The sequence below is a fragment of the Limnobacter olei genome (assembly GCF_029087225.1).
GTDB lineage: Bacteria > Pseudomonadota > Gammaproteobacteria > Burkholderiales > Burkholderiaceae_B > Limnobacter > Limnobacter olei.
Map to the genome: position 1 here is coordinate 212,111 of NZ_JARFJD010000009.1, position 17,811 is coordinate 229,921.

General features: G+C 53.4%; 13 protein-coding genes. 5 read left to right on the forward strand and 8 right to left on the reverse strand.

All coding sequences use genetic code 11. The features are described 5' to 3' along the window. Window positions 1-4: 4 nt before the first annotated feature. A complete protein-coding gene (locus PY990_RS07205; protein ID WP_105028863.1) occupies window positions 5-2,338 on the reverse strand; it encodes a PAS domain-containing sensor histidine kinase in 2,334 nt (777 codons plus the stop codon). A 230-nt stretch (window positions 2,339-2,568) separates the two neighbouring features. On the opposite strand from PY990_RS07205, the gene aceE reads away from it, so the two are divergent. The 5 genes from aceE to phoU all read left to right on the forward strand — a co-directional run bounded on the left by aceE (window position 2,569) and on the right by phoU (window position 10,065). Then, window positions 2,569-5,274, forward strand: a complete 2,706-nt coding sequence (gene aceE, locus PY990_RS07210) for a pyruvate dehydrogenase (acetyl-transferring), homodimeric type (protein WP_275271033.1) — start codon at window positions 2,569-2,571, stop codon at window positions 5,272-5,274. A gap of 14 nt (window positions 5,275-5,288) precedes the next feature. After that, on the forward strand, window positions 5,289-6,629 hold the full coding sequence (aceF, locus tag PY990_RS07215; RefSeq protein ID WP_275271034.1) for a dihydrolipoyllysine-residue acetyltransferase: 1,341 nt from the start codon (window positions 5,289-5,291) through the stop codon (window positions 6,627-6,629). A 12-nt stretch (window positions 6,630-6,641) separates the two neighbouring features. After that, window positions 6,642-8,429: a dihydrolipoyl dehydrogenase gene (gene lpdA, locus PY990_RS07220; protein WP_275271035.1), complete on the forward strand. Its 1,788-nt coding sequence runs from the start codon at window positions 6,642-6,644 to the stop codon at window positions 8,427-8,429. Window positions 8,430-8,564: 135 nt separating this feature from the next. Beyond that, window positions 8,565-9,218, forward strand: a complete 654-nt coding sequence (rpiA, locus tag PY990_RS07225; RefSeq protein WP_275271036.1) for a ribose-5-phosphate isomerase RpiA — start codon at window positions 8,565-8,567, stop codon at window positions 9,216-9,218. Window positions 9,219-9,363: 145 nt separating this feature from the next. Next, entirely contained in the window at window positions 9,364-10,065 is a 702-nt protein-coding gene (gene phoU, locus PY990_RS07230) for a phosphate signaling complex protein PhoU (RefSeq protein WP_105028868.1), read from the forward strand. Window positions 10,066-10,159: 94 nt separating this feature from the next. On the opposite strand, the gene PY990_RS07235 is transcribed toward phoU, so the two are convergent. From PY990_RS07235 to PY990_RS07265, 7 genes are all read right to left on the reverse strand, one after another. Continuing rightward, window positions 10,160-10,468: a hypothetical protein gene (locus tag PY990_RS07235; RefSeq protein ID WP_275271037.1), complete on the reverse strand. Its 309-nt coding sequence runs from the start codon at window positions 10,466-10,468 to the stop codon at window positions 10,160-10,162. A gap of 113 nt (window positions 10,469-10,581) precedes the next feature. Further along, window positions 10,582-10,854: an oxidative damage protection protein gene (locus PY990_RS07240; RefSeq protein WP_008249931.1), complete on the reverse strand. Its 273-nt coding sequence runs from the start codon at window positions 10,852-10,854 to the stop codon at window positions 10,582-10,584. 44 nt (window positions 10,855-10,898) lie between these two features. Beyond that, window positions 10,899-11,465, reverse strand: a complete 567-nt coding sequence (locus PY990_RS07245; RefSeq protein ID WP_275271038.1) for a dihydrofolate reductase — start codon at window positions 11,463-11,465, stop codon at window positions 10,899-10,901. A gap of 3 nt (window positions 11,466-11,468) precedes the next feature. Then, a complete protein-coding gene (thyA, locus tag PY990_RS07250; protein ID WP_171098694.1) occupies window positions 11,469-12,263 on the reverse strand; it encodes a thymidylate synthase in 795 nt (264 codons plus the stop codon). A gap of 85 nt (window positions 12,264-12,348) precedes the next feature. Then, window positions 12,349-14,124 (reverse strand): ABC transporter transmembrane domain-containing protein, encoded by a 1,776-nt coding sequence (locus PY990_RS07255; protein ID WP_275271039.1) that lies wholly within the window; start codon window positions 14,122-14,124, stop codon window positions 12,349-12,351. Window positions 14,125-14,143: 19 nt separating this feature from the next. After that, entirely contained in the window at window positions 14,144-15,253 is a 1,110-nt protein-coding gene (locus PY990_RS07260) for a lipocalin-like domain-containing protein (RefSeq protein WP_275271040.1), read from the reverse strand. After that, window positions 15,250-17,808: an ABC transporter permease gene (locus PY990_RS07265; RefSeq protein WP_275271041.1), complete on the reverse strand. Its 2,559-nt coding sequence runs from the start codon at window positions 17,806-17,808 to the stop codon at window positions 15,250-15,252. Before PY990_RS07265 ends, PY990_RS07260 begins: the two co-directional genes overlap by 4 nt. Between the last annotated feature and the right edge of the window lie 3 nt (window positions 17,809-17,811).

Sequence of the window (17,811 nt, forward strand, 5' to 3'; positions counted from 1 at the left end):
GGCTTTATTCCATAACAGGTGGATTGATGTGCGCAAGCACCGAGTCTTCGGCCAACGGCAGCGTGAACTTGAAAACACTACCCTGACCTTGCGCGGGTTCTACCCACAATTGGCCTTGATGATACTCAATAATAGTACGACAGATGTTCAAGCCCATGCCCATTCCATCGGATTTGGTGGTGAAAAACGATTCAAAGAGCCGTTGGCGAATTTCTTCGGGCACCCCCACGCCGTGATCTCGAACCTCAACCAAGGCAAACTGGGCCGACTGACCCACCTGAATCTCGATTAACTTTTGCTCCGGTGGCAGATGGCCCATGGCCTCCAGGCCGTTCTTGATCAGGTTCATCAATACTTGCTCGATCAGCACCGGGTCAGCCACTACCGACATTAGTGCATCCGGCAGGTTCATCTCAATCCGGGCCGATTGGTGTTTGGCCTCCAGGCGGGAAAAGCTGATGGCATCCTCAATAATTTTACCGATGGGGCAGGGGCCGCGTTTAGGTTCCTGCTGTTTCACGAATTCCCGAATTCGGCGAATCACATCACCAGCACGCTGGGCCTGTACATTTACCTTTTCAAGCACCGGCAGCAGATCTTCCGGGCTTACTTTGCCCGCTTTCAGCCGGGTTACACTGCCCATGTTGTAATTTGAAATGGCGGCCAGCGGCTGGTTGATTTCATGGGCCAGCGAAGAGGCCAGTTCGCCAAGGGTGATCAAACGAGAGGTAAATTGCAGTTTTTCCTGTTGCTGACGCGACATGTCTTCCGCTTCCTTGCGTGAGGAAATATCGGTGGCCACCTGCATTACCACGGTTGCACCATCTACCCATGAAATGGATCGTCGCCGAACTTCGTACCAGCGCTGCGACACTGGATTAAGCCACTCGAATGGCTCATACAGATTGACCCGGTTGCGGCGGTTTTTTGACATGCGCGGCGGCGTGGCCTTGCCAAACCACTCCCTGTGTAGCCTGTTCACGAAAATATATTCATCGGGTCCGGCTTCCGGGCCCTGAACGCACACAGCTGCATCAAGTTCTTCAAGAATACGAACAAAGCGCCGGTGGGCAGCAGCCAGTTCGTCACGAATTCGGCGGGGCTCGGTGATGTCGGTCATCGAGGTCATCCAGCCGCTTTGCTGCCCATCGCTGTCAACCAGTGGTGACACATACATGCGTGCATCAAACACGCTGCCGTCGCGTCTGCGAACTTGCACCTCGATGCCTTTTTGTGGCGCGTTGCCCGAGAGAATCAAATCCAGATTGGTTTGCTGTTCTTCGTAGGACCTGTCAGGCCAGTATGGAAATGGAGGAGCCATGCCCACCAGCTCCGATTCCTTGTAGCCGGTCATTCTGCAAAAGGCTGGGTTCACATAGGTAATACGGCCTTGCATGTCGATGGCCCGCATGCCAGTAACCACCGAGTTTTCCATGGCCCGTCGAAACTTGGTTTCCGCCAGCAATCGTTTCTCAGCCTGGCTGCGAAGTTTCGCATGCCGAAACAGCAAGATAAAACTCCATACAATCACCAGTGAAAGCCCAAACACCGCCCAGGCCAACATGTTGGAAAACAACTCGGTGTTGGTTTTGTATAGCACAGCGCGCAATTTAAGCCCATGGCCAGGCGGGTCTAGAGGAACCTCATGGCTTAACTTTGCATTGTCGATTGACCTGCTCACATTGGAGGCAACTGGATTGCCGCCACCGTCTACGATGCTGACCAGATAAAGCTGCACGAATGAGTTAGGTACCGCATCATTCAGCAATGCACCCAGAGGAATGGTCGCCGCCACCGTGCCAATGAAATCTCCCCGGCTGAAAATGGGGCTGTGAACTTCAATGAACACCTTGCCGGAAGGATCCAGAAATGGCCTTGAGAACACTGGCAATCTGGTTTCCCTGGCCGTGTTGAATGCCCAATAACTTTCGGCATCTTCGATGGTTTGGTAAAGGGGGTGGAGTACTTCGGATGAGCGCAAACTGGGCAATGCCAAGTTGGTCACCCGTCTTTCCTCGTCAATAATCAGCACGCTGCTGACCTCTTGAAACTCATTTAACAGTGCCTGGGCGGAGAAACGAAAACCTTCAACATCACTGCTGTTCTGCTCAAACCCGCGAGCGATCTGGTTCAGTCGTTCCTGTGAGGCCAATAAACGGGTACGAATGGTTTGACGGGCCAGTTCCACATCACGAATGACGCGCAGCTGCGTTTGATTCTGATCTTCGGAATGCAGAGTGTAGAAAAACGCGCCCATGGCCAGCAAAAACAGGATGATGCCCACCAGCGGGGTGGCCCAAACCAAAGGGCTTGTACGGGGTTGATCGCTGAGGCGCACGGTCGAATAGGTCTCGAATCCTGATAATGACTGAAGTGTACAAAACAAGCGGGCAAGTGGGTGGACTGGATTCAGGTGGATTCGGGAAAATCCTTAGATATTCCACAATATGAAAACTCAAATCATAATTTGAAACTTTCTGAATTAGGTGTGATACTCTAATATCAACAGGAAATACAGCCACAAGCTCGTACTTCTGCAAAAGAACCCAGAGACCCAAGGAGGAAGCAATGTCAGCGCAACTCAATTTCCCCGGATCGGACGATCCCGATTTCCAAGAAACCCAAGAATGGCTAGATGCCCTGGAGGCCGTGCTTGAGCGCGAGGGCCCGGAGCGCGCGCATTACTTGCTTGAACAACTGATTGCCAAAGCGCGCCTGAGTGGCGCGTTTATTCCGTTTTCAGCCAACACTGAATATGTGAACACCATCCCTGTGCACCTTGAAACTCGCTGCCCGGGCAATATGGAATACGAAGAGCGTCTTCGCTCCTGGATGCGTTGGAATGCCATGGCCATGGTGGTGCGCGCCAACAAGAAAAGCCCGCCCGATGGCGGTGACCTGGGTGGTCACATTGCGTCATTCGCGTCGCTTGCCACCATGCTGGGCGTGGGTTTCAACCATTTCTGGCACGCAGAAGATGAAAATCACGGCGGCGATCTGTTGTACCTACAGGGCCACGTGTCCCCCGGTATTTATGCACGCGCTTTCCTTGAAGGCCGCCTGACCGAAGACCAGCTCAACAACTTCCGTCAGGAAGTCGATGGCAAGGGCCTGTCCAGTTACCCACACCCCAAGTTGATGCCCGATTTCTGGCAGTTCCCGACCGTATCCATGGGCCTTGGTCCATTGATGGGTATTTATCAGGCCCGCTTCTTGAAGTACCTGCATGCACGCGGTATTTGCGACACCTCCAAGCGCAAAGTCTGGGTGTTCTGCGGCGACGGTGAAATGGACGAGCCTGAATCATTGGGCGCAATCGGCATGGCCGCACGCGAAAAGCTCGACAATCTGGTGTTTGTGGTGAACTGTAACTTGCAGCGCCTCGATGGCCCGGTACGCGGCAACGGCAAGATCATTCAAGAACTCGAAGGTGAGTTCCGCGGTTCAGGCTGGAACGTGTTGAAGGTAATTTGGGGTGGCTACTGGGATGAACTGCTGGCCCGCGACAAAGACGGTCTGATGCGCAAAGTCATGCTGGAAATGGTCGACGGCGAATACCAGAATTGCAAGGCCAACGATGGCGCCTACGTGCGCAAGAACTTCTTTGGCAAGCACCCCAAGTTGCTGGAAATGGTTGCCCGCATGACTGACGAAGACATCTGGCGCTTGAACCGTGGTGGTCATGATCCGCACAAAGTGCATGCCGCTTACGACGCTGCCATGAAGCATGAAGGCCAGCCCACCGTGATTTTGGCGAAAACCGTGAAAGGTTTCGGCATGGGCAAAGTGGGTCAGGGCAAGAACACCACCCACCAGCAGAAGAAGCTGGATATTCAGTCGATCAAGGAATTCCGTGATCGTTTCAATATTCCCGTGTCTGACGACATCATTGAAGACGTGCCTTTCTACAAGCCCGCCGACGATGCGCCGGAAATCAAATACCTGCATGAACGTCGTCAAGCCTTGGGTGGTTACCTGCCCAAGCGTCGCCGCGAGGCCGATGAAAAATTGAAAGTACCTGGTCTGGATGCATTCGAGGCTGTGCTTGAACCCACCAAGGAAGGCCGTGAAATTTCCACGACGCAAGCCTTTGTGCGCGTGTTGACTGCTTTGGTGCGCGACAAGGAAATTGGCCAACGGATTGTGCCGATTGTTCCTGATGAAGCCCGCACATTTGGTATGGAAGGCATGTTCCGTCAGCTGGGTATTTATTCTTCACAGGGTCAGTTGTACGAGCCAGTCGACAAAGACCAGGTGATGTACTACCGCGAAGACAAAGCCGGCCAAATTCTGGAAGAGGGCATTAACGAAGCAGGCGCATTCAGCTCCTGGATTGCTGCGGCCACATCGTATTCCACGAACAACCGCGTGATGATTCCGTTTTACATTTACTACTCCATGTTTGGCTTTCAGCGTGTGGGCGATTTGGCCTGGGCTGCCGGTGACATGCAGGCGCGTGGTTTCCTGTTGGGCGGCACTGCCGGCCGCACGACACTGAACGGTGAAGGTTTGCAGCACGAAGATGGCCACAGCCACATTTTGTCTTCGACCATTCCCAACTGCGTCAGCTACGACCCCACCTTTGCCCATGAACTGGCTGTGATCATTCAGCATGGTTTGAAGCGCATGGTGGAAGATCAGGAAAACGTGTTCTATTACCTCACCGTGATGAACGAGAACTACGCCCAGCCGGGCCTGAAGAAAGGCACTGAAGAAGGCATCTTGAAAGGCATGTATGTGTGCCGCGAATCCACCCTGAAGAAGGCTGGCAAGAAGCGTGTTCAACTGCTGGGCTCAGGCACCATTCTGCGTGAATCGCTGGAAGCAGCCGAATTGCTGGAAAAAGACTGGGGTATTGCAGCCGATGTGTGGTCAGTCACAAGTTTCACCGAACTGCGGCGTGAAGGTCTGGATGTAGAACGTGAAAACATGCTGCACCCGGAGCAGAAGTCCAAGCAAAGTTATGTCGAGAAAATGTTGTCGAAAACCGAAGGCCCGATTGTGGCTTCAACCGACTACATGAAGTTGTTTGCTGACCAAATTCGCCCATTCATGCCCAAGGGCCGTGAGTACAAAGTTTTGGGCACCGATGGCTTTGGTCGTTCCGATTTCCGCTCCAAGTTGCGTGAGCATTTTGAGGTGAACCGTCATTTCGTAACTGTTGCTGCACTGAAGGCTTTGGCCGATCAGGGCGACATTCCACTGAGCACCGTGGGTGAAGCAATCAAGAAATACGGCATCAACCCCAACAAGCCCAACCCAGCCTACGCATAAAAAGGACGAGCGAAATGACAATCGAAATCAAAGTACCCGACATCGGCGATTTTGACGGGGTGGAAATTATCGAAGTGCTGGTGAAAGCAGGTGACACGGTGGCGGCGGAGCAATCCATCATCACAGTGGAATCTGACAAAGCCAGCATGGAAATTCCATGCCCTCAGGCTGGTGTGGTGAAAGAAATGAAAGTGAAAATTGGCGACAAGGTGAAAGAAGGCACCTTGATGCTGATTCTTGAACCCGCTGCTGGCGGTGCCGCTGTTGTGGCACCCGCGGCAGCTGAGCCTGCACCCAAAGCAGAACCTCCGAAGGCCGAACCACCACCCGCAGCTGCCGCAGCCCCCGCTGTAGCGGCAAAGGCAACACCTGCTGCGGCCTCTGCGCCTGTGCCCGCTGAACCACACAACCCGACTGCTGCATCGGTTAATGCACCACATGCAAGCCCGTCTGTTCGCAAGTTTGCGCGTGAATTGGGTGTGAACCTGGCGACCGTGCAAGGCACCGGACCGAAAGGCCGTATTACACCCGACGATGTACGTAACTTCGTGAAAGCGGCTGTTGCCGGTGTGGGTTCTGCTTCGGTTGGCGCATCCAAAGGCGGCAGTGGTGTTGGCCTCGATTTGTTGCCATGGCCAAAGGTTGATTTCACCAAGTTTGGTGAAATTGAAGAGCAGGAATTGTCACGCATCAAGAAATTGTCTGGTCCGAACCTGCACCGCAACTGGGTCATGATTCCGCATGTGACTCAGTTCGACGAAGCCGACATTACTGATCTTGAACAATTCCGCAAAGACACCAATACCGCGCTGGCCAAGCAAGGCGTGAAGCTGACCATGTTGGCTTTCGTGATGAAGGCTTGTGTGGCAGTGCTGAAGAAGTACCCCGCCTTTAACGCCTCGCTGAATGAAGCTGGCGACAAATTGATTGTGAAGAAGTACTGGAACATTGGTTTTGCTGCCGACACGCCAAATGGTTTGGTGGTTCCTGTGATCAAAGGCGTCGATCAGAAAGGCTTCGCGCAAATTGCCAATGAGCTGGGTGAATTGTCTGCCCAGGCCCGCGATGGTAAGTTGAAGGGCGCTGACATGCAAGGTGCTACATTTACCGTGTCCTCGCTCGGTGGTGTGGGTGGAACCATGTTCACACCCATCATCAACGCACCTGAAGTGGCCATTTTGGGTTTGTCCAAATCGGCCATGAAGCCGGTCTGGAACGGCAAGGAATTTGAGCCTCGTCTCATTCTGCCGCTCAGCCTGAGCTATGACCACCGCGTCATTGACGGTGCCATGGCGGCCCGATTCACCACTGAGCTTGCCGGCGTGTTGGCCGACATGCGCAAAGTGCTGCTGTAAGGGGATGAACACATGAAACTGATCGTTCCTGATATCGGTGATTTTGATTCCGTAGAAATTATTGAAGTGTTGGTCAAAGTTGGCGACAAGGTGAGCAAAGAGCAATCCTTGATCACGGTGGAGTCTGACAAGGCCAGCATGGAAATTCCAGCCTCTGACGATGGTGTGGTCACCAAGCTGCTCGTGAAAGTGGGCGACAAGGTTTCCAAAGGCAGTGAGATTTGTGAAATCAGCGGTAGTGGTACATCTTCAGCCGCACCCGCCGCAACAGTTGCAGCGGACTCCAAACCAGCCGCCGCTGCTGAAAGCAAGTCTGCCACTTCAACGCCTGTGGCCGCTCCATCTGCCGCGTTTGCAGGCTCTGCCAGTAATTACAGCGGCCAAGTTGATCAAACTTGCGATGTGCTGGTGTTGGGCGCGGGCCCCGGCGGTTATTCAGCCGCCTTCCGCAGTGCCGACCTGGGCATGAACACCATTTTGATCGAACGTTACAGCACCTTGGGTGGTGTGTGTTTGAACGTGGGTTGCATCCCTTCCAAAGCGCTGCTGCACACCGCCCAGGTACTGGAAGAAGCGCAGCACATGGGCGAACATGGCATTGCCTTTGCCAAGCCGAAAATTGATCTTGATAAATTGCGCGCACACAAAGCGGGTGTGGTTGGCAAGCTAACCGGCGGTTTGGCTGGCATGGCCAAAGGCCGCAAAGTAAAAACCGTGCAGGGCGTGGGCAGCTTTCTAAGTGCCAATCACCTCGAAGTGACCGCAGCCGATGGCAGCAAGCAAGTTATTCAGTTCAACAAGGCAATCATTGCAGCGGGTTCACAGCCGGTGCATCTGCCGTTCATTCCTGAAGACCCTCGCATTGTGGATTCGACTGGCGCACTGGAATTGCCATTCATCCCCAAGCGGATGTTGATTATTGGCGGTGGCATTATTGGTCTTGAAATGGCCACTGTGTACTCGGCCTTGGGTGCCCGACTGGATGTAGTAGAAATGCTGGATGGCTTGATGCAGGGGGCCGATCGCGACCTGGTGAAAGTCTGGCAAAAGCGCAATGCACCGCGTTTTGACAACATCATGTTGAAAACCAAAACTGTGGGTGTAGAAGCCACAAAGAAGGGCATTCTCGTGACCTTCGAAGGCGAGCAGGCGCCCAAAGAGCCTCAGCTTTACGACATGGTATTGGTGTCAGTGGGACGCACGCCCAATGGCAAAAAAATTGGTGCCGAGAAAGCAGGTGTTGCAGTCACTGACCGTGGCTTCATTCCAGTGGACAAGCAAATGCGCACCAACGTGCCCAATATTTTTGCAATTGGTGATGTGGTAGGACAACCCATGTTGGCGCACAAGGCTGTGCATGAAGCCCATGTGGCTGCCGAGGCCGCTGCGGATGAAAAAGCGTTTTTCGATGCACGGGTTATTCCGAGTGTGGCTTACACGCATCCCGAGGTGGCTTGGGTTGGTCTTACTGAGGACCAAGCCAAAGACCAGGGCATTAAAGTGGGCAAGGCCGTGTTCCCGTGGGCTGCCTCAGGCCGAGCCATTGCCAACAATGCGGATGATGGCTTCACCAAACTGTTGTTTGATGAAGAAACCAAGCGTGTTGTGGGTGGCGGCATTGTGGGTATGAATGCTGGTGATTTGATCGGTGAGGTGTGCCTGGCTGTTGAAATGGGCGCAGATGCTGTTGACATTGGTAAAACCATTCACCCCCACCCCACCCTGTGTGAAAGTGTGGGCATGGCCGCTGAAGTGTACAAAGGCGTGTGCACGGATCTGCCTGCTCAGAAAAAGAAGTAATCCCTTCACTTTTGCTGTAAACCACGGAAAAACCAACTGCGTGCAGTTGGTTTTTTCTTTTACAGTCCACTTCTACCTTTAAAATATCGGTTCTCCATCAGCACCTCAATCACTCTCAGGAATATCGACACCTTCATGGATGCTTTAACACTTAAGAAAATGGTGGCCAAGGCCGCGCTAGACTATGTTCAACCCGGTACTGTGTTGGGTGTTGGCACTGGATCAACGGTCGATTGTTTCATTGATGCCTTGGCTGAGTCGGGTATTGAACTGAAAGGTGCGGTGTCTTCCTCCATACGTTCCGAGAAAAAACTGCGTGAAATCGGCGTGCCGATTGTTGACATGAATGATGTGCAAAGCCTGTCGATCTACGTGGACGGGGCCGACGAAGTGGACCCAGTCAATTGCCTGATCAAGGGTGGTGGTGGTGCAAACACCCGCGAGAAAATTGTGGCTGACATTTCAGAGAAGTTTGTTTGTATTGCCGATCAGTCAAAACTTGTTCAGGTACTCGGTGCTTTTCCCTTGCCGGTTGAAGTGTTGCCCATGGCGCGCAATGCGATCGCCCGCAAGCTGACTGCGCTGGGTGGTCAAGTGAAGTTGCGGGAGGGTTTTATAACCGACAACGGCAACATCATTCTGGACGTGGCTGGCCTGAAAATTACCGACCCGGTTGCCATGGAAAAAGAGATTAACCATTGGCCAGGAGTTGTTACCAACGGTCTTTTCGCGATTCGCAAGGCCGATGTGGTGTTAATCGCAACAGCAGATGGAATAAAAACCCTTTAATCCCCCATACAGGCGGGACGAAGGCCTGAATAATTGTGCAGAACATGGCAGAATAAAGTGAAGGCTGGTCCAGATTTGACAAATTCCTGTCATCTGCCTGTGCCACATTGCGTTGTTACAACAATTATTCGGGTAAGGAAGACAAATGACTGAACACACCTCCAAACAGTACGACGCCGAACTGGAGTCGCTGCGCACTCGCGTTCTACAGATGGGCGGCCTGGTGGAGAATCAGATCGTGTCAGCCATCGAAGGTTTAGGCGCGGCCGATACCCAAATTTTCAAGGACGTTATTCGTCGTGAGAAAGAAGTCAACGACATCGAGCTTGAAATCGACGAATTGTGCAATCACATCTTGGCCCGTCGCCAGCCTGCTGCAGTTGATCTGCGCTCGGTAATTGTGGCGATCAAAATGATTCGCGACCTGGAGCGAATCGGTGACGAAGCTGAAAAAGTGGCTCGCATGGGCATGATGATTGCGGATGCGGGCAAGCATTTCGTACCCAAAGTCGATTTGCATCGCATTGCCAGCAACGCCATCGCCATGCTGCGCAAGGTTTTGGATTCTTATGCACGCGTTAACGCGGTTTCTGCGGCAGAAGTGGTCAAGGCCGATATCGAGGTGGATGATGAATTCAAGGCGATTTTGCGCCAGCTGATCACCTTCATGATGGAAGACCCACGCACCATTTCCCGCTCCATCGAAATTTTGTTCATTGCCAAAGCAATTGAGCGCATTGGTGATCACTCCAAGAACATGTCTGAACACGTGGTTTATATGGTGAAAGGCCGTGACGTTCGCCATCAGGGACCAGAAGTTGTTGCTCAGGAAGCTTCAGATAATTAATTGAGAGTTAATTGGCAAACGGCTTTAACCAGAAAAAACAAGCGGCCCGCTTCACCAAATGTGTAGCGGGCTTTTTGTTGGGCAGCCGTTTTGCTTAAAGCTGATGTTTGCCCAGGAAAACCCACGCCACGGTAATTTTTGCAATAGTACAGGTGCCCAAGGCTGCGATCGTGTAGAAAAACACACAGGCCGTGGTGTTAAGTTGCTCGAGCATGATTCCGGCGAAGTACATCAACAGGGTTAATGCGATCCAGCGGCGTAAATAAGCCAGCAAGTGGTGTCGGTTGGCTTTGTTGTGAGCGATTGCCGCAGATCGTTGATACAACTCTTTCACGCTGGCATCGCGAAACAGCCAGTGAAAGAAAAAGTAGCGAAACAGCACGCTGTCTTGGAAGCTGGTCATGCTGAAAACTCCGGTTGACGGTTTCAGTATGCAACGGCTGGCGCAAGAAAAAAAGCCCCTGTGTTCAGGGGCTTTTTGATGTGCAGTGAGTGGTGTGTTTGACTGGTTGCCGCTTAGTTGCTGGGCGGCACATAACCGGCAGCTTGTTCGGCACCATCACCGAAGAAGTGCTTTTCCATTTGCTCCATCAGGTACTTGCGGGCGCGAGCATCTGCCAGACTTAGGCGGTTCTCGTTCACCAACATGGTTTGGTGTTTCAACCAGTCTTGCCAGGCTTGTTTGGACACATTCTCAAAAATTTTCTTGCCCAACTCACCAGGTGCGGGAGGAAAATCTAGGCCTTCCGCCTCTTTACCCAATTTAATGCAGTTCACTGTGCGTGCCATTGTTTACTCCTTCTAACCCCTTACAGGGTTCAATTCTTCGCGGATTAATTGTCTACTCTTGCGTATTTTACAAAATCAAAGGCCCACGCGCGTTCCAGGGTGGCTGTATTGGTAATCCGTTCAACTTCCCTGAACAGCTGGCGATCCCATTGGGGAAAGCTGGCATCACCTTCAAAGCTTTGATGTATCTCGGTGAGTATCAGTTCATCAACCAGGTTTTGGTCCAGGGCCTGCTGATACAAATTACTCCCACCAATCAAAAATACTTGTTCAAAATTTGAAAGCCAATTCAGTGCATTGGGCAAATTCGTGGCTGTTGCAATTTGAGTGGCACCGCCCTCGGGTAGCGCTCCAGGGTACGCAATCACGCTGCGGGGCGTGCCATCTTTGGCAGGTGCGGGTGTCCAGTGTACATTGCCCGACAACACCACATTCAGGCGCCCAGGCAGTGGGCGGTTGATGGATTCATAGGTTTTTCGGCCCATCAGCACCGGGCAGCCCAAAGTAGTCTGCTTAAAGAAAGCAAGGTCTTCTGGCAGGTGCCAGGGCAGGCTGTTGTTGATGCCAATAATGCCGTTTTTGGCCACTGCGGCCACAATTGATACTTTCATGCCTTATACCGCCACTGGCGCTTTGATGTGCGGGTGGCAAGTGTAATTCAGAATTTCGAAATCTTCGAACTTGTAATCGAAAATACTTTCAGGTTTGCGTTTGATTTGCAGTGTAGGCAGCGGGTGCGGCTTGCGGCTTAGTTGCTCGGCCACCTGTTCCATGTGGTTGCTGTACAAATGGCAATCGCCACCTGTCCAAACAAAGTCACCAACCTCAAGGTCGCATTGTTGCGCAACCATGTGGGTGAGCAGGGCATAGCTGGCAATGTTGAAAGGCACACCGAGGAAAATATCGGCACTGCGCTGGTACAGTTGGCAACTCAGTTTGCCGTCTGCCACATAAAACTGAAACAGTGCATGGCAGGGTGGCAGCTTCATGTTGTTGATTTCAGCCACGTTCCAGGCGCTCACAATGTGGCGGCGAGAATCGGGGTTGTTCTTGATTTGCTGCATCAACTGGGAAATTTGGTCAATGTGGCGGCCGTCGGCCGTGGGCCAGCTTCGCCACTGCACGCCATACACCGGGCCCAGGTTGCCGTTCTCATCGGCCCACTCGTCCCAAATGCTGACGCCGTTTTCCTTCAGGTAACGAATGTTGCTGTCGCCCATCAAAAACCACAACAACTCGTGAATGATGGAACGGGTGTGCAGCTTCTTCGTGGTCACCATGGGGAAGCCGTCTTGCAGATTAAAGCGCATTTGGTAGCCAAATACGGAACGAGTGCCCGTGCCGGTGCGGTCCATTTTATCGGTGCCGTGGTCCAGCACGTGCTGCATCAAGTCAAGGTACTGTTGCATGTTGATTTCGCTGCAAATTCCGGGGGGTCGTTAGTCTCCTAAGTTTACCTTGTTGGAAAGCCCAATCGTTGCCAACCCGGAAAATTCACGCCATCACTTTCTGTGCATGCTCATTGATGAACTGAAGCGAAGCCAGTTTGGCGTACAAACCTTGACGCGCCATCAAATCCCGGTGAGTACCCATCTCCACAATTTTGCCCTCATTCATCACCACAATTCGGTCGGCCGCCATGACGGTAGCCAAGCGGTGGGCAATGATCAGGGTGGTTCGGCCGTGGCGGCTTTTCTCGATTGCTTGCTGCACCAGTTGCTCGCTTTCTGCATCCAGGCTTGCGGTGGCTTCATCCAGCAAAAGCAGACCAGCGTCTCGCAGCACGGCGCGTGCAATAGACACCCGTTGGCGTTCCCCGCCACTCAGGCGCACCCCTTTTTCACCCACATTGGTATTCAAACCCTCGGGCATTCGGTGCACGAAATTGGTGGCCGCTGCGTCGGCCAGTGCCTTGTCAACTTCCTCGGCGGTGGCGTTGGGTTTGCTGTACCTTACGTTGTCTTGCAGGCTGCCTGAGAAAATGACTGCTTCCTGAGCCACATAGGCGCAATTGGCTCGCCACTGCTCCAGGTGCAGGCTTTCCAGTGCCTTGCCTTCAATTAAAATCTGCCCCTGGTTTACGTCGTACCAGCGCAGAAGCAGGCTGAACAAGGTGGATTTGCCTGCACCCGAGGGTCCCACAACAGCAAGAGTTTCGCCGCGCTGAATACTCAAGTTGAAATCTTGAAGAATGAATTTTTCCGGCGCTGAAGGATAGGCAAAATCAACATGACTGAATTCGATCAAAAAGCCGCCCTGTTTCGCGGGTGGGGGAAGGCCATGTTTGTGAATGGTCGTGTCGAGATTGAGCAGCTCAACCAGGCGCTCGGCCGCACCTGCAGCACGCTGAAATTCACCGAGTACCTCAGATAACGCAGCGAAACCCGCACCCACAAAGGCCGCGTACATCACAAACTGGGCCAGTTCACCCGCGCTCATTTCGCCGCTGGCCACTGCCTTTGCGCCCATCCACAACACCACCACCAGGCCTGCGAACGCAAGGCCGATCGCCACGAACAACAAAGCGGAACGGTTCACGGTGCGCCTGCGCGCGGTTTGGTAGGTTTGCTCACTGGAGGTGGTGAATTTTGAAGCCTCGGTGTGTTCCTGATTGAAGGCTTGTACGGTGGTAATCTGGTTCAAAACCTCTTGTGCAATCGCGCTGCTGTCGGCCAGTTTGTCTTGGCTGGCCCGCGACAATTTGCGAACCCTGCGTGCCAATACCACCACCGGCACCATCACCACAACAACCAACAACAGCACAGCACCTGAAAGCAAGGGGCTTGTGAGCAGCAGCATTACCAAGCCGCCCAGTGTTGTCAGGCTGTTGCGCAAAAAGAATGACAGGCTGCTGCCAATCAGGGTTTGAATCAGCGTGGTGTCAGCGGTCAAGCGAGACAAAACTTCACCAACCTTTAAGGTTTCGAAAAACTCGGGGCGTTGCACCAGCAAATGGCTGTACACACGGTTGCGTAAATCTGCAGAAATGCGTTCGCCCAGTGTGGTTACCAAGTAAAACCGCACCGCACTGGCCATGGCCAGCACAAACACCAGCACCAGCAGGTATCCAAATGCACTGTTCAAACCCTCGGGGTTTTCACCTGCGAGAAAACCACTGTCGATCAGCCAGCGAAACATGACTGGCATGGTCAACGACATGGCCGAGCCCAGCAGAAGGGCACCCAGGGCAGCAAACGCCCAGGCTTTGTGGGGGCTGACCAATGAGGCCAGGGTTGAACCCAGCGTTTGAAGTTTGTTGGTGTTGCTCATGCGGTGAGTGGTAAGTGGCTCAAAGTTGCATGGGGCGATCATACCCTGTCATTTCAAGATAGCCGCGGCCCCAAGGTGAAGCACTGGTGCTTTTCACATGCACCGCGCCTTCCCAATACAGCGTGCCGGTGCTGGCGCGCGCGTCCAGTTCCTGATCATCGAACAAGGGGTTAAGTTCAAAGCGCTGATCGTCCAGCTTAAGGGTTTGAGACACCGGGTATTCAATGCCGGTTCGGCTTGACTTCCAGCGTTTCAACACCTCGAATTGAACCTGTTTGAAATTGCGCACTGTGCCGTCCGCCTGTCGAAGGACTGCATGGGTCCAGACAGGCGGTTTGGTGGTATCGCGATCGCGAATTTGAAATGCCATCAAGGCTTCGCCTTGGCTGCCATGCAAGCCCACCCAGTCCCAGCCTTGGGCGTTCGGGGCCAGCACCGTGCTTGACCATTCATGGTCCATCCAGAAGGTGCCTTGCACTGGCAATGTTTTGTTCTCCACGCGAACTGTGCCGCTGCTGCGCATGTGGGGTAGGGTGATGTAATAACTCGATTGCTCCGCTTTGGGCCCTTTTTGCGAGTAGCCACCCTGGCCTTGCATCCACGGTGTTTGTGTTTGTTCCATGCGCAAGTCGATAGTCAATTGCGGGGTGTTAATTTTGCATTGCCACTGCTCGCCTTGCGCAGTTTGTAATTGCCAACCTGGCATTTGGATGTTCAACACCTGTTGGTTTGTGCGTTGAATCAAGGCCCCACCGCTGCCCGCACGGCGAATAATTTGATCGTGCTTCAACTTGCCTGCCGAAGGCATGGCCACAGCAGCGTGGGCGAACAACAATTGTTTGGGTGAAAAGGCGCTGGGGTTCAGCACATTCACATGGGGCGCAGACCGAAAAAATGTAATTTGCACACCCAAAGGTTCGCTCAATTCAGGGCTTTCAAACCAGCCTGTGAAGTACCACCACTCGGTTCGGAACGCAGGATGTGCGCCATGGTCACGGGGCAGGGTGGGCGGTATGTTTACATTGGGTTGGGCATACACCCGCTGCAAGCCTCGTTCGGTCAACGCAAAGCCCATATGTGCGAATAGTGGCATGCCCATGCCGGCTTTCAACAAATCCCGCCGCTTCATGCCCAGTCCTCTTTCAATTGCTCGACCAAGCGAGTACCCAGTTTGTTGCGCAGAGCCAGCGTCACGGTGGCGCTGCTCATGGCAATCAACACTAACACCATGGCGCCCAGGTCGTACCAGGGTGTGAACCATTCCATGGTCCAGTGAAAAGATTGCGGGTTCACCACAAAAATTAAAATGGCAGCAAATGCCAAACCAATCATCAAACCCACCAAAGCGGCTAGGGCTGATGCAATTAGGGCTTCACGTGCAATCAGTTTCAAGATCCAGTTTGGGCTGGCCCCTATGGCGCCCAGCAAGGCGAATTCGCGCTTGCGTTGCAGGGCCATGGCCGAAAACGTGGTGCCCACGCCAAACAGGCCAATCACCACAGCCGCAATTTCCAGCAAGTAGGTGACGGCAAAGCTTCGATCGAAAATATCCAGGCTTAATTGTCGAATTTCACCCGGCTCTGCAAAGTCTATTTTTCGCGCAACCGCTGTGGTGCTGGCAGCCTGTTCAATGCGTGCCACCATCTCTTTCACAGTGACATTCTCTTGTGGCCAAACAGCACCTTGTGTGTCTTTGAATTGCACACCAAATTGCTTGAGCAGTTCCGCTTTGGGCAGCACAATTGCGCCGTGTTGGCGGGTGTAGTCGCGCCACACGCCCATCACTGTGGTGGGTACAAGCACGCCTTGGTCCAGTTGCAGTTCAAGTGTGCTACCGGCTTGCAGGCCATACAAATCGGTCATGGGTTCACTGACCCACACTGGCAATGTGCCTGCTTTGGGCTCATCGATTGTATTGCCGGTCATGGGTAGGCGCTGTGCAGCAGCCTGAACTGAAATTGGCCGGGCAATCAGTTCAATCGCAGGCCTTTTCGGGTCGAGTACGATCGATTGCTGTCCCCAAAATTCAACCAAATCTACACCTGGTAGTTCAGCCAGTTTTTGTTGAAATGAATCTGGAAAAACAGGGATGCTTGTGCTGTTCAGTTTCACATACAAGGGGGCGGGTAACACTTGGGTAAGCCAGTTGTCCAGCGAATGGCGAAAGCTGTAAATCATCACATGCATGGCCACAACCAGCGCAAAACTGGCGACCACGCCTGACAAACCCACAGCCAGTAAATTCGGAGTACTGGCCAAGCGCGATTTTGCGAGATCTGCCATTTGAGCCAGCTGCGCGGGCGGGCGTATCAGGCCGCGTACCACCAAGCCAATCATTGCGATGCCGCCGAACAAACCAAAAGCCACTGCCATGTAACCGCCCACCGGAATATTTCCGTAAGGGGGAATAAACAAGCAGGCAGCGGCTACCCCGCAAAGCAGCAGGCCAACCCAGTGCGCCTTGTTGGCAAACTGCAGGCCGGCCTCTTCGGTGCCTGCACGCAGGCGTTGGTGCAAAGCCATTTGACCAGTTTGCAAGGCAGGCGACAAACCACCCAGCAAGGTGGCCATTACACCAAAGCCGGCAAAAAGCAAGGTATCCAAAGGGGGCAAAGCCACTGTGCTTTGCGTGGTTTGAAAATAACCTGCACCCAAGTCAACACCCAAATAACGAACCACGGCCAGGGACAAACCCCAGCCCAAGGCCACGCCCAGCACTCCACCCACCACACCGCAACACATCGATTCAAACAACACCTGCATGCGCAGTGCGCCTGCCCGCGCACCCAAGGCCGCCAGCAGTGCCCACTGCCGTGACCGTTGTGCCACTGCCAGCATTTGCGTAGAGAAGGTTAAAAAGCCACCCGTCAGCAATGCAACCATGGCCAGAATGGACAGGTTGGCGCGATAGGCCTGCGAGACACTGGCTCCTCGTGTGCCTTGTTCACTCGGCGTTTCAAGGCGGCCCAACTCTGAAAACTCATCGCCATATTGCCGTTGAAAACTGGCCGGGGTCACGCCTTCTTGAAGTTTTAAATCGATGCGGGAAATTTGCCCCAAGGTGCCCAAGCGCCATTGCACCGCTGCTATATCTGCTACGGCAAGCAGCTGCCCGCTACCGGCTGCGGGTACCGTGCCCGCAGCCTGCCATTCCTGGCTTGAGTTGTTGTGAAGTGTGGTCAGTGTGTTTTGTTCACTGGGCAGTTGTTCTTTCAGAGCTGGGCTTACAAAAACATAAGTGGAGCTCAGCAAAGGGATCTCGCCTTGTTGTGCGGTGTCGTTTGTTTCATCACTGCTTTGCCCAATCAAGTTGGGCGTGACCGCCGCAGCGGTGAACACATCCAACCCTAGCCAGCGCACCGGTTTGTCAAAACCCTGCATGGGTACGAGGATATCGATGACTGGTGATGCCACTGCCACCTCGGGCAAGGCGGCAAGTTGTTCAAGAATTGTTTCAGGCAGTAGAGAACTGTGCGGCAACAACTGCAAATCAGCTTGTCCCGAGAATTGCCTCACGCCGTTGTTGAACTGATCCAGCGCCTGCTTGTGAATAAGGTGCACGGCAAACCCAAGCCCCACACCCACTGCAATTGAAATGGTAGCGATCAGCCACTTCACCGGTTGATCACGCAAGGCGCCAGCAAACAGTTGCAGCTTTAAAGCCAGGCTTGGTGATAACGCCATGGT

Coding starts and splice junctions, on each gene's coding strand:
- PY990_RS07235 (WP_275271037.1), bottom strand. CDS start 10,468: ATGACCAGCTTCCAAGACAGCGTGCTGTTTCGCTACTTTTTCTTTCAC.
- PY990_RS07245 (WP_275271038.1), bottom strand. CDS start 11,465: ATGAAAGTATCAATTGTGGCCGCAGTGGCCAAAAACGGCATTATTGGC.
- PY990_RS07260 (WP_275271040.1), bottom strand. CDS start 15,253: ATGAAGCGGCGGGATTTGTTGAAAGCCGGCATGGGCATGCCACTATTC.
- rpiA (WP_275271036.1), top strand. CDS start 8,565: ATGGATGCTTTAACACTTAAGAAAATGGTGGCCAAGGCCGCGCTAGAC.
- phoU (WP_105028868.1), top strand. CDS start 9,364: ATGACTGAACACACCTCCAAACAGTACGACGCCGAACTGGAGTCGCTG.
- PY990_RS07240 (WP_008249931.1), bottom strand. CDS start 10,854: ATGGCACGCACAGTGAACTGCATTAAATTGGGTAAAGAGGCGGAAGGC.
- PY990_RS07265 (WP_275271041.1), bottom strand. CDS start 17,808: ATGGCGTTATCACCAAGCCTGGCTTTAAAGCTGCAACTGTTTGCTGGC.
- thyA (WP_171098694.1), bottom strand. CDS start 12,263: ATGCAACAGTACCTTGACTTGATGCAGCACGTGCTGGACCACGGCACC.
- PY990_RS07255 (WP_275271039.1), bottom strand. CDS start 14,124: ATGAGCAACACCAACAAACTTCAAACGCTGGGTTCAACCCTGGCCTCA.
- aceF (WP_275271034.1), top strand. CDS start 5,289: ATGACAATCGAAATCAAAGTACCCGACATCGGCGATTTTGACGGGGTG.
- aceE (WP_275271033.1), top strand. CDS start 2,569: ATGTCAGCGCAACTCAATTTCCCCGGATCGGACGATCCCGATTTCCAA.
- lpdA (WP_275271035.1), top strand. CDS start 6,642: ATGAAACTGATCGTTCCTGATATCGGTGATTTTGATTCCGTAGAAATT.